16 protein-coding genes, 1 other RNA gene and 1 riboswitch are annotated in these 16,479 nt (G+C 57.7%); of the genes, 12 read left to right on the top strand and 5 right to left on the bottom strand.

Going from position 1 to position 16,479, the window contains the following annotated elements; translation table 11 throughout:
• Position 1 precedes the first annotated feature (1 nt).
• A complete protein-coding gene (locus LDN84_RS13190) occupies positions 2 to 676 on the bottom strand; it encodes a Smr/MutS family protein (RefSeq protein ID WP_223903915.1) in 675 nt (224 codons plus the stop codon).
• Positions 673 to 1,374, bottom strand: coding sequence for a RadC family protein (gene radC / locus LDN84_RS13185; RefSeq protein ID WP_223903914.1), 702 nt, complete (start codon positions 1,372 to 1,374; stop codon positions 673 to 675). The genes LDN84_RS13190 and radC overlap by 4 nt, the downstream gene beginning before the upstream one ends.
• Before the next feature lie 119 nt (positions 1,375 to 1,493).
• Here radC and LDN84_RS13180 point away from each other — a divergent pair, with 119 nt between their 5' ends.
• From LDN84_RS13180 to LDN84_RS13150, 7 genes are all read left to right on the top strand, one after another.
• Positions 1,494 to 1,952: an FKBP-type peptidyl-prolyl cis-trans isomerase gene (locus LDN84_RS13180; RefSeq protein ID WP_223903913.1), complete on the top strand. Its 459-nt coding sequence runs from the start codon at positions 1,494 to 1,496 to the stop codon at positions 1,950 to 1,952.
• On the top strand, positions 1,949 to 2,926 hold the full coding sequence (gene ispH, locus LDN84_RS13175; protein WP_223903912.1) for a 4-hydroxy-3-methylbut-2-enyl diphosphate reductase: 978 nt from the start codon (positions 1,949 to 1,951) through the stop codon (positions 2,924 to 2,926). The genes LDN84_RS13180 and ispH overlap by 4 nt, the downstream gene beginning before the upstream one ends.
• A gap of 74 nt (positions 2,927 to 3,000) precedes the next feature.
• Complete coding sequence (gene serS / locus LDN84_RS13170) at positions 3,001 to 4,323, top strand: serine--tRNA ligase (protein WP_223903911.1); 1,323 nt, start codon at positions 3,001 to 3,003, stop codon at positions 4,321 to 4,323.
• Between the two features lie 28 nt (positions 4,324 to 4,351).
• Entirely contained in the window at positions 4,352 to 4,885 is a 534-nt protein-coding gene (locus tag LDN84_RS13165) for an ATP/GTP-binding protein (RefSeq protein ID WP_223903910.1), read from the top strand.
• A gap of 55 nt (positions 4,886 to 4,940) precedes the next feature.
• A riboswitch (TPP riboswitch) is annotated at positions 4,941 to 5,036 on the top strand.
• 62 nt (positions 5,037 to 5,098) lie between these two features.
• Positions 5,099 to 6,112 (top strand): thiamine ABC transporter substrate-binding protein, encoded by a 1,014-nt coding sequence (locus LDN84_RS13160; RefSeq protein WP_223903909.1) that lies wholly within the window; start codon positions 5,099 to 5,101, stop codon positions 6,110 to 6,112.
• 49 nt (positions 6,113 to 6,161) lie between these two features.
• Entirely contained in the window at positions 6,162 to 7,820 is a 1,659-nt protein-coding gene (locus LDN84_RS13155) for an ABC transporter permease (RefSeq protein ID WP_223903908.1), read from the top strand.
• Entirely contained in the window at positions 7,813 to 8,457 is a 645-nt protein-coding gene (locus LDN84_RS13150) for an ABC transporter ATP-binding protein (protein WP_223903907.1), read from the top strand. Before LDN84_RS13155 ends, LDN84_RS13150 begins: the two co-directional genes overlap by 8 nt.
• A 53-nt stretch (positions 8,458 to 8,510) precedes the next feature.
• On the opposite strand, the gene rho is transcribed toward LDN84_RS13150, so the two are convergent.
• Positions 8,511 to 9,773, bottom strand: a complete 1,263-nt coding sequence (gene rho / locus LDN84_RS13145) for a transcription termination factor Rho (RefSeq protein WP_223903906.1) — start codon at positions 9,771 to 9,773, stop codon at positions 8,511 to 8,513.
• Positions 9,774 to 9,979: 206 nt separating this feature from the next.
• On the bottom strand, positions 9,980 to 10,312 hold the full coding sequence (gene trxA, locus LDN84_RS13140) for a thioredoxin TrxA (RefSeq protein WP_223903905.1): 333 nt from the start codon (positions 10,310 to 10,312) through the stop codon (positions 9,980 to 9,982).
• A 180-nt stretch (positions 10,313 to 10,492) separates the two neighbouring features.
• Here trxA and LDN84_RS13135 point away from each other — a divergent pair, with 180 nt between their 5' ends.
• Entirely contained in the window at positions 10,493 to 11,773 is a 1,281-nt protein-coding gene (locus LDN84_RS13135; protein WP_223903904.1) for a TIGR03862 family flavoprotein, read from the top strand.
• Between the two features lie 154 nt (positions 11,774 to 11,927).
• A complete protein-coding gene (locus LDN84_RS13130; protein ID WP_223903903.1) occupies positions 11,928 to 13,223 on the top strand; it encodes an acetyl-CoA hydrolase/transferase family protein in 1,296 nt (431 codons plus the stop codon).
• 74 nt (positions 13,224 to 13,297) lie between these two features.
• On the opposite strand, the gene ffs is transcribed toward LDN84_RS13130, so the two are convergent.
• Positions 13,298 to 13,394: signal recognition particle sRNA small type (ffs, locus tag LDN84_RS13125), an RNA gene on the bottom strand.
• Between the two features lie 60 nt (positions 13,395 to 13,454).
• Between ffs and dnaX the strand changes: the two genes are divergently transcribed.
• The 3 genes from dnaX to recR all read left to right on the top strand — a co-directional run bounded on the left by dnaX (position 13,455) and on the right by recR (position 16,463).
• The gene (dnaX, locus tag LDN84_RS13120; protein WP_223903902.1) at positions 13,455 to 15,446 is read left to right on the top strand and encodes a DNA polymerase III subunit gamma/tau; all 1,992 of its coding nucleotides are present in this window, start codon (positions 13,455 to 13,457) and stop codon (positions 15,444 to 15,446) included.
• Positions 15,447 to 15,523: 77 nt separating this feature from the next.
• On the top strand, positions 15,524 to 15,856 hold the full coding sequence (locus tag LDN84_RS13115; protein ID WP_223903901.1) for a YbaB/EbfC family nucleoid-associated protein: 333 nt from the start codon (positions 15,524 to 15,526) through the stop codon (positions 15,854 to 15,856).
• 16 nt (positions 15,857 to 15,872) lie between these two features.
• Entirely contained in the window at positions 15,873 to 16,463 is a 591-nt protein-coding gene (gene recR, locus LDN84_RS13110) for a recombination mediator RecR (RefSeq protein ID WP_223903900.1), read from the top strand.
• Positions 16,464 to 16,479: the final 16 nt, after the last annotated feature.

Genomic DNA, 16,479 nt, shown 5'->3' with positions numbered 1-16,479 from the left:
TTCAGCCCCGGCTGGCCATCAGGAGCACCACCAACGCTCCCGCGCCACCGTCGGCAGGTTTGGCCTGCACAAAGGCCAGCACCTCGTTTTTTTGCACCAGCCAGCTGTGCACCCGGCTTTTCAAAATCGGCGCTTTGCCGGGTGAACCCAGGCCTTTGCCGTGCACCACACGCACACAGCGAATGCCACTCTGATAGGCCTCGCGGATAAAAATGCTCAAGGCCTCGCGGGCATCGTCGCGGCGCAGGCCGTGTAAGTCCATCTGACGCTGAATACTCCAGTCGCCCCGGCGTAGCTTGCGCGTCACGTCCGGGCCAACACCTGGGCGGCGAAAACTCAGGTGTTCGTCCACCTCCAGCAGGGTGGAGACATCAAACTCGTCGCTGATGGCTTCTTTCAACACCGCTTTTTCATCCTTCTGGTACTGCATTGCCACGGGCATTTTTCGCTCTGCTTTATGTAGCACCTTGCGCTTGTCTGGCAATGGCTGGACGGCTCCAGCGGCCCTGACGAATAAATCTTTGTCGCTGGCTGCCTGTTTGACTGCCTTGGCTTGTGCCGTTTGCTGCTCAATGCGTTGTCTGGCCTGTTCTGCAATGGCTTTTTTGACCTGTTTGAGCTCGCTCAGGGCGCTGACTTTCACCGTGGCTGCCGCTGCGGGTTTACGCGGGCTCATACCAGCCCCCGTTCTGCCATGCTCAAGGCAACGCCCGGGGCCACGATCACATGATCCAGCACCCGTACATCAATCAGCGCCAGCGTGGTTTTCAGGGTTTGCGTCAGCATCTCGTCGGCCCGGCTGGGCTGCACTGTGCCGCTGGGGTGGTTGTGTGCCAGCACCACGGCACTGGCTTGGTGGTGCAAGGCGCGTAACACCACTTCGCGCGGGTAAACGCTGGTTTGGGTCAATGTGCCTTTGAACAGCTCTTCCATCGCAATCAGGCGGTTTTGCACATCCAGAAACAGCACCGCAAACACCTCATGCTTGCGGGCCGACAGGTGCAGTTGTACATAGTGTTTGACCACATCAGGTGTGTCAAACACGGTACGCTCCTGCAAACGTTGCGCCATGGCCCGGCGTGCCAGCTCCAACACCGCCACCAGCTCGGCACGTTTGGCCGGCCCCAGGCCTTTGACACGTTTCAGGTCATCCGCCGTCGCGTTCAGCAGACCGGCTATACCGTCAAAACCGGCGGCACCATCGGCTGCGGGTTTGATCTGCAGCAGCTCTTGCGCCATTTGCAGCACACCTTTGCCCTGGATGCCGGTACGCAGCAACAGCGCCAGCAGCTCTACATCGCTCAGGGCACCAGGGCCACGGGCAAGCAGTTTTTCACGTGGGCGGGCATCGGGGGGCAGGTCTTTGAGAGGCATTGGGCGGTGAACGGGCAGGCTTTTACAATGGTCAGCAGTTTATGCGCCCCGACTGGCAACGGCTTCATGTGAGGTTTTGCTGCGCATCTGTCCATTTTGACCGTACCTACAGGATTCTCATGACTACCCCCCTCATTACTTCCGGTTCTTTTTTAACCCTGCATTACCGTCTGAGCGGCCCAGCTGGTGATGTGGTCAACACCTTCAATGCGGCTCCCGCCACCCTGACACTGGGTACCGGTGAGTTGGCTCCCGCCGTGGAAGCCCGTTTGATCGGCCTGGCAGAAGGTACACACACCACCCTTGAGCTGGCTGCTGGCGAGGCCTTTGGCCCGCGCAGCCCCGACATGCAGCAGTGGCTGGCCCGCCAGGCGCTGGATGATCTGGGCGGCGCAGGCGAGACTTTTGAGGTGGGTGAGGTGGTCAAGTTCCCCACACCCGATGGCAATGGTGAGTTTGCCGGTGTGATTCTGGACTTTCGCTCGGACGACAAGGGCGATGCCGTGTTGTTTGACTTCAACCACCCGCTGGCAGGCCAGCCGGTAACGTTTGAAGTGCAAGTGATTGGTGTGCTGTGAGCAACGCGGCCCCCGCTCACACCGTGGCCACGCTGGACGTGCTGCTGGCCGAGCCACGCGGCTTTTGCGCCGGGGTGGATCGGGCCATCGAGATCGTTGAAAAAGCCCTGACCAAGTTTGGCGCACCGATTTACGTGCGCCATGAAATTGTGCACAACACCTATGTGGTGAATGATTTGAAAACCAAAGGCGCTATATTTATTGAAGCGCTTGACGAAGTACCTGCGGGGGCTACACTGGTTTTTTCTGCCCATGGTGTGAGCCGCGCGGTGCAGCAGGAAGCCAGCCGTCGGGGTTTCCGCATTTTTGATGCCACCTGCCCACTGGTGACCAAGGTGCATGTGGAAGTGGCCAAGCTGGCCAAAGAGGGTTATGAATTCATCATGATCGGCCACAAGGGCCACCCCGAGGTGGAAGGCACCATGGGCCAGCTTGATGGTGGTATTCATCTGGTCGACAGTGTGGCCGACGTGGCCCGTATTACCCCCGCGCAGAGCGACAAACTGGCGGTGGTCACCCAAACCACCCTGAGTGTGGACGATGCGGCTGACATTGCCGCCGCCATCAAGGCACGTTTTCCCAAAGTGCGCGAGCCCAAACAACAAGACATTTGTTACGCCACGCAAAACCGCCAGGATGCCGTCAAGCTGATGAGCCCGCAGGTGGATGTGGTGGTGGTGGTGGGCAGCCCCACCAGCTCTAACAGCAACCGCTTGGCCGAAGTGGCTCGCAAGCTGGGCACGCCGGGCTACATGGTCGACAGCGCTGCCGACCTGCAAGCCCAGTGGCTGGAAGGCTGCCAGCGTGTGGGCCTGACCGCCGGGGCCTCGGCCCCCGAGATTTTGGTGACGCAGGTGATTGAGCGTCTGAAAGCGCTGGGGGCGGTGTCGGTGCAGCGCCTGGCCGGTGACCCGGAAAACGTCAAGTTTCCGCTGCCCAAGGGCTTGCGGATGGACACCACCGAAGAACTTTAATTACTATAAAATAGATAGCTGTTTACGCAATCAAAACGGGCGCTAGAGCCTCATTTTTCATATAAAACTTCATCATGCTAGACCTTACCCTGCTGCGCAAAGACCTGGCCCAAGTGGTGGCCCGCCTGCAAACCCGCAAAAACCCGCAAGCCTTTCTGGACGTGGATGCCTTCAGCGCGCTGGAAGCCGAGCGCAAAACCATTCAGGTGCGCACCGAAGCCCTGCAAGCCCAGCGCAACGCATCCAGCAAACAAATCGGCCAGCTCAAGGCCAAAGGCCCGGCGGGTGCTGCCGAGGTCGAGGCGGTAATGGCGCAAGTGGCCAGCATCAAGGACGAGCTGGACACATCGGCCAAACGGCTGGATCAGATTCAGCTGGAAATGCAAACTCTGTTGCTGGCCGTGCCCAACCTGCCGCATGAAAGTGTGCCGGTGGGTGAAGATGAGCATGGCAACCTGGTGGTGCGCACCTGGGGCACACCACGCAGCTTTGACTTCGAGATCAAGGATCATGTGGACGTGGGCAACCCGCTCGGGCTGGACTTTGAGATGGGGGTCAAGCTCACCGGAGCCCGTTTTACTGTCATGAAGGGCCAGATCGCCCGCCTGCACCGCGCCCTGGCCCAGTTCATGCTGGACGTGCAAACCCAGGAACACGGCTACACCGAGTGCTACACGCCCTACATCGTCAATGGTGAAACCCTGCGCGGCACCGGCCAGTTGCCCAAGTTTGAGGGTGATTTGTTTGCCGCCAAAAAAGGTGGGCAAGAGGGTGAAGAGCAACCCGACCACACTGCGCTGTATTTGATTCCCACCGCTGAAGTGCCTTTGACGAATTTTGTGCGCGACGTGGTCGTCGCTGAATCCGAGTTGCCGATCAAGCTCACCGGCCACACCCCGTGCTTTCGCTCGGAAGCTGGCAGCGCCGGTCGCGATACCCGTGGCCTGATCCGCCAGCACCAGTTTGACAAGGTCGAGATGGTGCAAATTGTCCACCCCGAAAAAAGCTACGAGGCGCTGGAAGTGATGACCGGCCACGCCGAAGCCATTTTGCAAAAGCTCGGCCTGCCGTACCGGGTGATGAGCCTGTGCTCCGGCGACATGGGCTTTGGCGCCAGTAAAACCTATGACCTGGAAGTCTGGCTGCCTGCGCAAAACACCTACCGCGAAATCAGCTCAGTGAGCAATTGCGAAGCCTTCCAGGCGCGCCGTCTGCAAGCCCGCTTCAAGAACGCCCAAGGCAAAAACGAGCTGGTGCACACCCTCAACGGCTCCGGCCTGGCGGTCGGCCGCACCCTGGTGGCGGTGCTGGAAAACTACCAGAATGCCGACGGCTCGGTCACCGTGCCCGAAGCGCTGCGGCCTTATCTGGGTGGCCTTGAGGCCTTGAAAGCCTGACACCACACGCCAGCAGGCCAGTGAGATGATGACACCTCAACTCATTGGCTTGATCGGTGCCGAATGCACCGGCAAAACCACTCTGGCAAAAGCCCTGGCCGCCCATTTTGGTGGTTTGTGGGTGCCTGAATTTTTGCGGACGTTCTGTCTGCAACAAGGCCGAACCCCCAGGGTGGATGAACAGGGCTTCATCCTGCGCAGCCAGTTTGACCTGGAAGAACAGCGGCTGGCCCAGGCCCGGCAAACCGGCTGCGCGCTGGTTTTTTGTGACACCACACCGCTGTTAACCGCCATTTACAGTGCCCATTATTTTGCGGATACCTCGCTGCTCGATTCGGCACATGTGTTGCAGCAGCGCTATGCACTGAACCTGGTGTTGCGCCCCGACCTAGGGTGGGAGCCTGACGGCGGGCAGCGTGACGGTGCGCAGGCCCGCGCGGCGGTCGATGCCCTGGTGCTGCACCAGCTGCAAACCCGGCGTTACCCGCACATTGAAGTCTCTGGTCAGGGCCCGCAACGGGTGCAAGCCGCCATTCTGGCCGTGGACACCCTGCGTCTGTGAGGCCATTGCCACCGTGGCCAAGCGGTAGTGTCCGGTAAATGCTTCACTACAATCGCGCCCTCACCGGGGGTGTCTGCTGCAAAGCAGGCTGAGACAGTCCCCTTACCTGATCTGGATCATGCCAGCGTAGGGAGCGTGATGGATGGCATCTGCCCTGCATGGGCGGACTTGTATCCCGACGCTTGTTGCATTGGCGCATTAAAAGGCCTTGCCATGAATCGTCGTCACTTTGCCTGGGCCGCCACTGCGCTGGTCGCCCTGACCCTGTCCACCCCAAGTTTTGCCGCCGATGAACTGCGTGTGATGGTGCACAGTTCATTCGCCTTGCCCAAGCCGCTGCTGGCGCAGTTTGAAGCCGAAAACAAGGTCAAACTGGTCATCCTCAAAGGCGGTGATGCCGGTGAAATGCTCAACAAGCTGATTCTCACCAAAGCCAAGCCGGTGGCTGACGTGGTGTATGGCATTGACAACACGCTGGTGGGCAAAGCCCTGGCCGCTGGTGTGCTGGAAACCACTGGTGTGCCCAACGCGGATGCCCATCTGGGGGCTGCGCTGGCCGCAGTGGACTATGGTTTTGTCAATCTCAACTACGACAAAGCCATGGTCGCCAAGCGTGCCGTGGCTTTGCCTAAAACCTTGCAGGACTTGACGCTGCCAGCCTACAAAAACTGGCTGGTCACCCCCAACCCGGCCACCAGCAGCACCGGCTACGCCTTTTTGCTGGCCACCATCTCCAGCATGGGCGAGGCCAAGGCCTTTGAATGGTGGGCGCAGATGCGGGCCAATGGCCTGAAAGTGGTCAAAGGCTGGAGCGAGGCTTACTACACCGAATTTGCCCGCAACAAAGGGGCGTACCCGCTGGTGGTGAGTTATGCCACCAGCCCGGCCGCCGAAGTGTTTTACAGCAAGGACAAGCTCACCGAGTCACCCACCGCCAGCCTGAACCTCAAGGGCGGCGTGTTCCGCCAGGTCGAAGGTGTGGGGCTGGTCAAAGGCGGCGCACAACCAGCGGCGGCTCTGAAGTTTGTCGAATTCATGCGTTCTGCGCCAGTGCAGGAAACCTTGCAGACCGAGATGTGGATGTACCCGGTGCACACCGGCACCCCACGTGCGCCGGTCATGCAACACGCCGCAGAACCCACCGAGTTTGAAAGTCCGGCAGCCCCGCTGATTGCCCGCAAAGGCAGCGAGTGGGTGGCGCGTTGGACCAAGGTGGTCCTGAAATAATTCCGCCGCTTCGCCCGGTTGCAGACCAGTCCCTGGGCGAATGAATTTAATGCCTCCATTGACCCATCGCCAACCAGGACTTCAGTCAAGCGTATGGCATAGCAGCTTCTGGCTCGGGCTGCTGCCTGCCGCCGCCTTGCTGGTGCTGCTGATCGCCCCTTTGCTGCGTTTGCTGCTGGCCGGCTTCACGGGTGAAGTCGGCTTGCCGGGGGCTGTGGCGGATGTTTCCCTCTGGCAGCCCTGGCAAGACGATTACCTGCGCTGGCGCGTGCTCTGGTCGCTGGCACAAGCGGGCATCACCTGTGTGCTGGCCTTCGTGCTGGGCTTGCCCTTGGCCTGGGTGCTGGCGCGTTTTGAATTTACCGGGCGCAGCCTGGTGCTGCGTTTGTTGATGCTGCCGTTTGTGGTGCCGACATTGGTGGCTGCTTTGGGCGTGTTGGCGCTGTGGGGGCCGCACGGGGTGTTGAGTGGCTGGCTGGGCATCCACCTGCAAGGCACACCCTGGTTGCTGTTGTATGGCAATCTGTTTTTTAACCTGTGTCTGGTGGTGCGAGCCGGGGTGGATGCCCTTGGCCAGGTCAGTGCCCGCCAAGTGGCGGCGGCACGCTCGCTGGGGGCCACGCCGTGGCGGGCGTTTTGGCGCATTGAGTGGCCAGCCATTGCGCCGTGGCTGATGTCGGGCCTGTGTCTGGTGTTTTTGTATTGTTTTGCCGGTTTTGGCTTGGCACTGGTGCTGGGCGGTCAGACTTATGCCACGGTCGAGGTCGAAATCTACACCCTGGTGGCGCATGAATTGCAGTTGGGCCAGGCCAGTGTGCTGGCGCTGTGGATGTTGTGGCTGACCGGGGCTGTGGCGCTGGTTTACGCCTGGCTGGAGAAGCGTTTGGCGGCTCCCACACGGGTTGAGCCGGTGTTGCGCAAGGCTCCGCAAGGCCTGTGGCAGTGGCTGGCTTTGCTGGCTGCGCTGGCTGTGTTGGTGCTGGTTTGCCTGTTGCCGATCGGGGCGATTGTGTGGCGTGCGCTGGCAGCCGATGCCTGGGCCACGCTGTTGGAGCCTGATGTGCTGGCCGCTTTGGGCAACACCTTGCGTTTTTCGGTTATCGCCTTGGTGTTGGCGACGCTGCTGGGTGTGTTGCACGCGCTGGCGGCGCAGCACTCGGTGTGGTGGCGTGCGGCTGCATTTTTGCCGTTTGTGGTGTCGCCGGTCACGGTGGCTTTTGGGTTGCTGCTGCTGTACCCGAGCTGGACGGCCAGCTTGCCTTTGCTGCTGGCCGCCTATGCGCTGCTGGCTTACCCGTTCGTCACCAAAGCCTTGGCGGCCGGCTTGGACAGCCTGCCCCCGCATGTGCTGCAAGCCGCCCGCACCCTGGGGGCCAGCCCGTGGCGCAGTTTTTGGCGTGTGACCTGGCCGCTGCTGCGCCCGGCCTTGCGCCGGGGCATGGCGTTTGCCGCAGCCACCGCTTTGGGGGAATTTGCCGTGACGCTGTTTTTGTCGCGCCCCGAGTGGACCACCCTGACCACATTGATCTACCAGCGCCTGGGTCACCCCGGGCAGACCAGTCTTGACCAGGCTTTTGTGCTGGCGTGCTTGTTGATGCTGCTAGCGTTGCTCTCATTTTTAATGATTGAGTGGCCCGCCCCAGGTTTCGAGAATTCACAGCAAGTTGCTGGTACAGATGTACGCCCCAAGGCCCACAAACATGCTTGAGTTGCACCATCTTCGTCAAAACTATGGCCCACGTGCCTTGCTCAAAGATATCCATTTATCTGTGGCTGCTGGTGAGATCGTGGCATTACTTGGGCCTTCGGGCAGCGGTAAAAGTACGCTGCTGAGTATCGTGGCAGGTTTGCAGGCACCCTTGTCGGGCAGTGTCTGGTTTGAGGGGGATGACATCACCGCCTGGCCACCTGAGCAACGCCGTTTCGCCTTGATGTTTCAGGATTTTGCGCTTTTTCCCCATCTGAATGTGCTGGACAACGTGGCTTTTGGTCTGGTCGAGCAACGTATCGGGAAACGCTACGCCAGAGCCCAGGCGCTGGACATGTTGCGCCTGTTCGGACTGGACAGCCAGGCGCAGCATAAAGTCTGGCATTTGTCGGGTGGTGAGCAGCAACGTGTGGCGCTGGCGCGTGCCTTGATCACGCGGCCAAGGGCCTTGCTGCTGGATGAGCCTTTTTCTGCGCTGGATGCGGACTTGCGTGCCACGCTGCGTGATGAATTTCGTAGCCGTATCCAGGCTGCGGGTATTCCCACTTTGCTGGTGACCCATGATGCGTCAGAAGCCCAGGCCATGGCGGCTAGGGCTGTGCGGCTGGTGGATGGGGTGCTTGAACGGCTGTGGTGAGCAGGTCAAGCAATCAATGCAGGGGGAGGGCGTAGCCCTCCAGGGGACTCCGCTTAGCCGCCGCGGCGCATCATGTCGAAAAATTCGCTGTTGTTTTTGGTGGCACGCATTTGCTTGAGCACCATCTCCATGGATTCAATTTCGTCCATGTTGTACAGGAATTGACGCAGGATGCGGGTTTTTTGCAAGATTTCGGGTGCCAGCAGCAATTCTTCACGACGGGTGCCGCTGCGGTTGAGCTGGATCGATGGGAACACGCGTTTTTCATACAAACGGCGATCCAGGTGGATTTCAGAATTGCCAGTGCCTTTGAACTCTTCAAAAATCACCTCGTCCATGCGGCTGCCGGTGTCGACCAGGGCCGTAGCGATGATCGTCAGTGAACCACCTTCTTCGACATTACGCGCTGCACCCAGAAAGCGTTTGGGGCGTTGTAATGCATTGGAATCCACGCCGCCAGTCAGCACTTTGCCGGAGGAGGGCACCACGTTGTTGTAGGCGCGGGCCAGGCGGGTAATGGAGTCGAGCAAAATCACCACGTCTTTTTTCAATTCAACCAGACGCTTGGCGCGCTCGATCACCATTTCGGCCACGTGCACGTGGCGGGCGGCCGGTTCGTCGAAGGTGGAGGCAATCACCTCACCCTTGACGGTGCGCTGCATTTCGGTCACTTCTTCCGGGCGTTCGTCCACCAGCAGCACCATCATGTGGCTGTTGGGGTAATTGGCCGAGATGGCGTGGGCAATGTGTTGCATCATCACCGTTTTGCCGCTCTTGGGCGGGGCTACCAGCAGGGCGCGCTGGCCTTTGCCAATCGGGGCAATGATATCGATGATGCGCCCGGTGATGTTTTCTTCGCCCTTGATGTCGCGCTCCAGACGCATCTGCTCTTTGGGGAACAGCGGTGTCAGGTTTTCAAACATCACCTTGTGTTTGTTTTCTTCCGGGCCACCACCGTTGACTTTTTCCAGCTTGTTCAGGGCAAAGTAACGTTCACCGTCTTTGGGGGTGCGCACTTCACCTTCAATCATGTCACCGGTGTGCAGGTTAAAGCGGCGCACCTGGCTGGGGCTGATGTAGATGTCGTCGGTACTGGCGGTGTAACTGGTGTCAGGGCTGCGCAAAAAGCCAAAACCATCGGGCAGGATTTCCAGCACGCCGTCGGCAAAAATTTGCTCACCAGCGCGGGCACGTTTTTTAATGATGGCAAACATCAGCTCTTGTTTGCGCATGCGGCCCGTATTTTCAATCTCAAGATCTTCAGCTTGCTTGAGGACTTCTGACACGTGCAGTGCCTTGAGTTCGTTTAAATGCATGAAATGACTCAGTGAATAATGAAATCTGCAGTGGGAAGTGATTTGGCGCGACAGACTTGTGAGGATTCAAGTCGCTCTGGGTTTTGCGCCTCTGACTCAAGCTGACTCTGTGTGGGAGCCAGCGAGTGGGGTGAATTATGACAGGAAAAACCCCGGTACAGAACGTCCGGGGCTCAAGCAGGTGCGAAGCACCTGCAAAAAATGGTTCAAACCAGTTGTTGATCAATAAAAGCGGTGAGTTGCGCCTTGCTCATGGCACCAACTTTGGTGGCTGCCAATTGGCCGCCTTTGAAGAGCATGAGGGTAGGAATGCCACGAATGCCAAACTTGGCTGGAATATCGCGATTTTCATCGACATTCATTTTGGCAATCTTGAGTTTGCCGTCATAAGCCGTCGATACTTCGTCCAGGATAGGTGCAATCATTTTGCAGGGACCACACCATTCAGCCCAGTAGTCCACCAACACGGGCAGCTCGGCTTGTAAAACGTCGCTTTCGAATGTGGCATCGGACACATGTTTGATCAATTCACTGGCCATTGTTTTTCCTAAAGGTAGAAAGTTGGAAAGAATTTAAGTTGGGAAATTGTGACAGAAACCCAAAAGGGATATCAGTGCATGGTTGTTTATGGGGTTGCTTGCGCAAAAAACAATCTGTTTGTTGCATTCGGGGTATTCCAAGGTGTGGTGTGAATTTTTGAAAAAAGCAGAGGTCAAATTATGAAAAAAGTGGTTGTTGTGGGTGCCGGTCCGGCCGGGTTGATGGCGGCTGAGGTCTTGTCCAGCGCAGGTGTCGCTGTGGCTATTTTTGATGCCATGCCCAGTATTGGGCGCAAATTTTTATTGGCAGGCAAAGGGGGGTTGAATTTGACGCACTCAGAGCCTGCGGACCTGTTTGCTTCACGTTATGGACAACGACGCGCTCAAATTGAAGCGCTTTTCAAGACCTTTGATGCTGCCAGTGTGCGCAGCTGGGCCGCTTCATTGGGTATTGAAACTTTTGTCGGTAGTTCGGGGCGAGTGTTCCCGGTGGATATGAAAGCTGCGCCTTTGCTGCGGGCTTGGCTGGCGCGTTTGCGTCATCCCCAAAACGGAACTCCTGTTGAGTTTTTCATGCGTCACCGCTGGGTTGGCTGGCACCAGCCTTTGGTCTCCAGCTCTGATCAGGGTCAAGGGGCCCAGGCCATTGAATTGGATTTTGAAACACCACGTGGTTCCGTTCAGGTGTCAGCCGATGCTGTGGTACTGGCCCTGGGGGGGGGCAGCTGGGCCCACTTGGGGTCCAACGGTGCGTGGGTTCCGTTGCTGCAAGCGAAGGGCGTGGCTGTGACCCCCTTGTTGCCGAGCAACTGCGGGTTTGATGTGAAAAATGGCTGGACCGAGCACTTTGCCAGCCGGTTTGCGGGTCAGCCCTTCAAGTCTGTCGCTATTTCTTTCACTAATTCCGATGGGGTCGTTTTTGTCCGCAAAGGTGAGTTTGTGGTCACACAGACGGGGGTAGAGGGCAGCTTGATCTACGCCGCGTCCAGTCTGATGCGAAATGAGATCATGGTGAATGGTCAGGCTATCTTTCAACTGGATTTGCTACCTGATTTGTCCCAGGAGCGTGTTCTGGCTGAGGTGCTGCATCCGCGCGGCACACGCTCACTCTCCAGTCATCTGAAAAGTCGGCTTCATATTGAGGGTATCAAGGCGGCCATCCTTCACGAATTGTTGAGTAAAGAACAGATGCATGATCCGGTGCAATTGGCACAGGCCATCAAGGCTTTACCCATTGTCTTAAAAGCCGCTCGTCCCCTGGATGAAGCCATTAGCAGTGCTGGTGGTGTGTTGTTTGAGGGTATGACCGAGGGCTTGATGCTTGAGCCTTTACCCGGTGTCTTTTGTGCTGGAGAGATGCTTGATTGGGAGGCACCCACCGGGGGATATCTGCTGACAGCGTGTTTGGCAAGTGGTGCACATGCGGGACAGAGTGTGGCTGCATTTCTTAATAAGAAATAGGCTTTGAGCACTTGATTTAGGTCTGTAATTAGCTATTAAAAATATAGTAAATATATTTCTCTTGTCTTCTCATGGATGATCTTGATTTGTAAGGTTTGTCAGCTTTTTAGAAGTGTCTGCTTGGTATATTTAAAATTTTTTAGGGAAAACCCGTATGTCTGTGATGAGTGATTACGCCAAGAAAAAAATGTCCGCAGAGGATGCCATTTCTTTGGTTCGTGATGGAGATTCCATTGTTGTGCCTACAGGGGTAGGTGAGCCACCTGCCTTGTTGACTGCCTTGTCAGCGCAGCGCAAACGCCTGCACGATGTGAAAGTGGCGCAAATTCTGGCCATTCGAAAATTTGGCTATATTGACCCTGAAACCGTAGAGCATGTACGCCATGTGGCACTGTTTTACGGTGCTGCTACACGTGCCGGTGGTCAGTCGGGCTGGATTGACTTCATACCCAACTATTTCTCGGAAATTCCGAGTCTGATTGAGCGGGGCCAGCTGGCTTCGGATGTGGTGTTCAGTATGGCTTCGCCCATGGATGCCCATGGCTACTTTTCGCTCAGTTTGGGCGCTGACTACACGATGGCGGCCGTAGCCAAAGCACGTGCGGTGGTGCTTGAAGTCAACCCCCATGTGCCTTTTGCCTATGGCAACTGCCATGTGCACATTTCGCAAGTGGCCGCTTTGGTGGAAAGCAGCGAACCGGTGCTGGAAGTGGGCTTGCCCAAAATTGGCCCGGTGCAGGAAGCCATCGGCAAATATGTGGCTGACCTGATTGATGATGGTGCCACCTTGCAAATTGGCTATGGCGGTATTCCTGATGCGGTGGTGATGCAACTCACCAATAAACGTGATTTGGGCATCCACACGGAAATGATCGGCGACGGTATCCTGACCCTGCTGGAAAGTGGGGCTGTAACCAACCGGCGCAAAAATTACTTGCCGGGCAAGATGGTGGCCACATTTGCATTGGGCTCATCCAGGCTCTACAAATTCATGGATCACAATCCGGCACTTGAGATTCACCCGGTCGAATACACCAACGCACCCAATTTGGCCGGATTAAACGACAACCTGGTGGCGATTAACGCCACACTGCAGATTGATCTGCTGGGGCAATGTGGTTCAGAAAGCCTCGGGCATTTGCCTTACTCGGGAACGGGTGGGCAAGCCGATTTTGTGCGGGCAGCCAACCTGTCCAAAGGTGGCAAGGCATTTATTGTGTTGCCATCAACTGCCAAAGATGACAGCATCTCACGCATTGTGCCCATGCTCTCACCAGGCACCCATGTGAGCACCAGCAAAAACGATATCAATTACGTGGTGACCGAATTTGGCGTAGCGCAGTTGCGTGGCAAATCTGCGGGCCAGCGCGCGCGTGAACTCATTGGTATTGCCCATCCCAATTTCCGCGCGGAATTGACCGAACAGGCCAAACGGATGGGTTTGTTTTGAGTATGAATAGGGCTTAGGCCCTGATGTAGATTGTGCCAACTGCTGCAGAAATTGCAGCAGTTGGCAGAAATGAGGTTGACGAGCCTTGACCCCGGCACTGGCTCCACAGTTAGGGCTGCTTGGTTCCCCACCTGACCCGGTTGGCCGCTTCACCATGCGGGAAGGCCCGTCAGCGTAGATTGTAAGGGCTGAAAAGAAGTTTTAAAGAGCCTCCCTTTAGAATCAGTGGCTATGTCTTACCTTGTGCTCGCTCGCAAATACCGCCCCCGCAATTTCACAGAAATGGTGGGGCAAGACCACGTGGTACAAGCCCTGACCAATGCCCTGACCACCCAGCGCCTGCACCATGCCTACTTGTTCACCGGCACACGCGGGGTTGGCAAAACCACGGTGTCGCGCATTTTGGCCAAGTCGCTCAACTGCCAGGGCCCAGACGGGCAGGGCGGTATCACGGCTACCCCTTGTGGGGTCTGTCAGGCCTGCAAGGATATTGATAGCGGCCGGTTTGTGGATTACACCGAGCTCGATGCGGCTTCCAACCGGGGCGTGGATGAAGTGCAAGCCCTGTTGGAGCAGGCGGTGTACAAGCCGGTGCAGGGTCGCTTCAAGGTCTTCATGATCGACGAAGTGCACATGCTCACCAACACGGCGTTCAACGCCATGCTGAAAACGCTGGAAGAGCCGCCCGAATACTTGAAATTTGTGCTGGCCACCACCGACCCGCAAAAAGTGCCGGTGACGGTGTTGTCGCGTTGCCTGCAATTTAATTTGCGTCCCATGGCCCCGGACACCATTCGGGAGCACTTGCAAAAAGTTTTGCTGACCGAGCAGGTTTCAGCCGATGTGCCCTCGCTGCGCTTGCTGGCGCGGGCGGCGCGCGGTTCCATGCGCGATGCCTTGAGCCTGACCGACCAGGCGATTGCGTTTGGTTCAGGGGTGCTGGCAGAAAACCTGGTGCGCCAGATGCTGGGTAGCGTGGATCGCTCCTATGTGTTCCGGCTGCTGCAAGCGCTGGCGCAAGGGGATGGCAAGACGGTGGTAGAAACTTCCGAGGCGTTGCGTACCCATGGCCTGAGCGCCGCCTCAACCCTGGAAGAAATGAGCAGTGTGTTGCAGCGTATGGCGGTGTTGCAGGCGGTACCCGGGGTTTTCATGGATGAAAGTGATCCTGAAGCGGCAGACATCGCTCAATTGGCGGCCTTGATGCCGACCGATGAAACCCAGTTGCTTTACAGCATTTGCCTGCATGGACGTAGTGAACTGGGCTTGGCGCCGGACGAATATGCGGCGCTGACCATGGTGTTGTTGCGCTTGCTGGCGTTCAAGCCCGGCACGACTGAGGTGGCTGGACAGGAAAAAAAAACTCTGAGGCTTGCCCCCCGACCTCTGCCTGATGTCCCGACGGCCTCGCTGGCGACCACCGTTCCTGCGCCACCACCGCTTGCAACACCGTCTGAAAAAAATAAGCTAAATCAGGCTGCAGCGCTTGTCCATCAAGCGCAAGATGCTCCTCATACAAGAGTGCCAGAGGAGCAATCATCGGTACCCGCTGATGCACCAACTGCCCTGGTGTCATTACCCGAAGGCCAGCGTTTGCCCGTGCGCGAGATGTCCAAGGTGGCGGGCAGTGCAGCAACCTTCGGTTCGGACACCGGGGCATCTGAGGTACCACCACCTGCTTCAAATTTCAAGCCAAATCAGCCTCAGGTGCATGTTTATCAAGCACCAGTAGCTACGACTATTGAAGCGGTTCAGGTGCATGTGCAGCCTGAATCCCGGCGTGATGTGCCGGTGGCTCAGGTGAGTGCTGCGATTTCGCCCAACCCGGAAGGGGATTTTTGGTATGCCACAGTGCAGTCGCTGATTGCCAGCGAGGCCATCACCGCCATGGTGCGTGAGCTGGCGCTGCAGGCCCAGCTGGTGGCCCGTGACACCGATCAATGGCTGCTGCGCGTGGAGCGCGAATCGCTTAACCATCCGGGTAGCCGCGATCGTTTGGCTGCGGCGCTGGAGAAAGCCGGTTATCCGGTCAAACTGGTGGCGGAAATCGGCCGCGTGACCGATAGCCCGGCCAGGCGCAACGCAGCTATCGCGGCGGCGGCACAACTGGTGGCCGAAAAAATCGTTTTTGACGATCCCCTGGTGCAAACGCTGATGCAGGATTTTGGGGCGAAAATCGTGCCTGGAAGCATCAAACCGGGTGTGTTGCCCAAACCGGTTTGAACGGATCAACAAACTGAAGCCCGGGTGGTTTCAGTGTCTCCCATCCCATCATTTGATTCACTCACAAGGAAAAACCCATGTTCAATAAAGGACAACTCGCCGGCCTCATGAAACAAGCCCAGGCCATGCAGGACAACATGAAAAAAGCCCAGGACGAGCTGGGCAACATCGAAGTCACCGGCGAGTCCGGTGCCGGTCTGGTCAAAGTGCTCATGACCTGCAAACACGATGTGCGCCGCATCACCATTGATCCCAGCCTGCTGGCCGATGACAAAGACATGCTGGAAGATCTGGTGGCCGCAGCGTTTAATGCCGCGGTGCGCAAGGCTGAAGAAACCTCGGCCGAAAAGATGGGCAAGATCACTGCCGGCATGCCGGGTTTGCCAGGCGGCATGAAATTCCCCTTCTGATACTTTTTAGCTTCCCATGTCGGATGCCAACGCGCTTGAGGCGCTGATTCAGGCGCTGCGGCGCTTGCCGGGCGTGGGGGTGAAGTCGGCGCAGAGGATGGCGTTTCATCTGCTGCAGCATGACCGCCCTGGGGCGCAAACCTTGTCTTACGCACTGGCCAATGCGGCCCAGGCGATTCAGCATTGTGAGCGTTGCCATACTTTTACCGAGGCGACGGTGTGTGCCACGTGTCTGGATGAGCGCCGTGATGCCAGCAAGTTGTGCGTGGTGGAAACCCCGGCAGATCAGTCCGCACTGGAACGCACCGGGGCTTACAAGGGGCTGTACTTTGTGCTGATGGGTAAACTCAGCCCGCTGGATGGTGTTGGGCCGCATGACATTGGTTTGAAAAAACTGTTTGACCGGGCGCTTGATGGCACGGTGCAAGAAGTGATTCTGGCGACCAATTTCACGGCCGAGGGAGAAGCCACCGCCCATGTGATCAGTGAGGGCCTCAAAGCACGTGGCTTGCACCTGACACGGTTGGCGCGGGGTGTGCCGGTGGGCAGCGAGCTCGAATATGTTGATCTGGGCACCATTGCCCATGCGCTGGTGGATCGGCGCTAACCCGAACTTTGGAGTG

Origin of the sequence: Rhodoferax lithotrophicus, from assembly GCF_019973615.1 — a bacterium.
Classification (GTDB): Bacteria; Pseudomonadota; Gammaproteobacteria; order Burkholderiales; family Burkholderiaceae_C; genus Rhodoferax; species Rhodoferax lithotrophicus.
The sequence above is the reverse complement of the archived record's forward strand: the minus strand, read 5'-3'. Positions and strand labels throughout refer to the sequence as shown.

Coding starts and splice junctions, on each gene's coding strand:
- LDN84_RS13190 (WP_223903915.1), bottom strand. CDS start 676: ATGAGCCCGCGTAAACCCGCAGCGGCAGCCACGGTGAAAGTCAGCGCC.
- radC (WP_223903914.1), bottom strand. CDS start 1,374: ATGCCTCTCAAAGACCTGCCCCCCGATGCCCGCCCACGTGAAAAACTG.
- LDN84_RS13180 (WP_223903913.1), top strand. CDS start 1,494: ATGACTACCCCCCTCATTACTTCCGGTTCTTTTTTAACCCTGCATTAC.
- serS (WP_223903911.1), top strand. CDS start 3,001: ATGCTAGACCTTACCCTGCTGCGCAAAGACCTGGCCCAAGTGGTGGCC.
- LDN84_RS13165 (WP_223903910.1), top strand. CDS start 4,352: ATGACACCTCAACTCATTGGCTTGATCGGTGCCGAATGCACCGGCAAA.
- LDN84_RS13160 (WP_223903909.1), top strand. CDS start 5,099: ATGAATCGTCGTCACTTTGCCTGGGCCGCCACTGCGCTGGTCGCCCTG.
- LDN84_RS13155 (WP_223903908.1), top strand. CDS start 6,162: ATGCCTCCATTGACCCATCGCCAACCAGGACTTCAGTCAAGCGTATGG.
- LDN84_RS13150 (WP_223903907.1), top strand. CDS start 7,813: ATGCTTGAGTTGCACCATCTTCGTCAAAACTATGGCCCACGTGCCTTG.
- rho (WP_223903906.1), bottom strand. CDS start 9,773: ATGCATTTAAACGAACTCAAGGCACTGCACGTGTCAGAAGTCCTCAAG.
- trxA (WP_223903905.1), bottom strand. CDS start 10,312: ATGGCCAGTGAATTGATCAAACATGTGTCCGATGCCACATTCGAAAGC.
- LDN84_RS13135 (WP_223903904.1), top strand. CDS start 10,493: ATGAAAAAAGTGGTTGTTGTGGGTGCCGGTCCGGCCGGGTTGATGGCG.
- LDN84_RS13130 (WP_223903903.1), top strand. CDS start 11,928: ATGTCTGTGATGAGTGATTACGCCAAGAAAAAAATGTCCGCAGAGGAT.
- dnaX (WP_223903902.1), top strand. CDS start 13,455: ATGTCTTACCTTGTGCTCGCTCGCAAATACCGCCCCCGCAATTTCACA.
- LDN84_RS13115 (WP_223903901.1), top strand. CDS start 15,524: ATGTTCAATAAAGGACAACTCGCCGGCCTCATGAAACAAGCCCAGGCC.
- recR (WP_223903900.1), top strand. CDS start 15,873: ATGTCGGATGCCAACGCGCTTGAGGCGCTGATTCAGGCGCTGCGGCGC.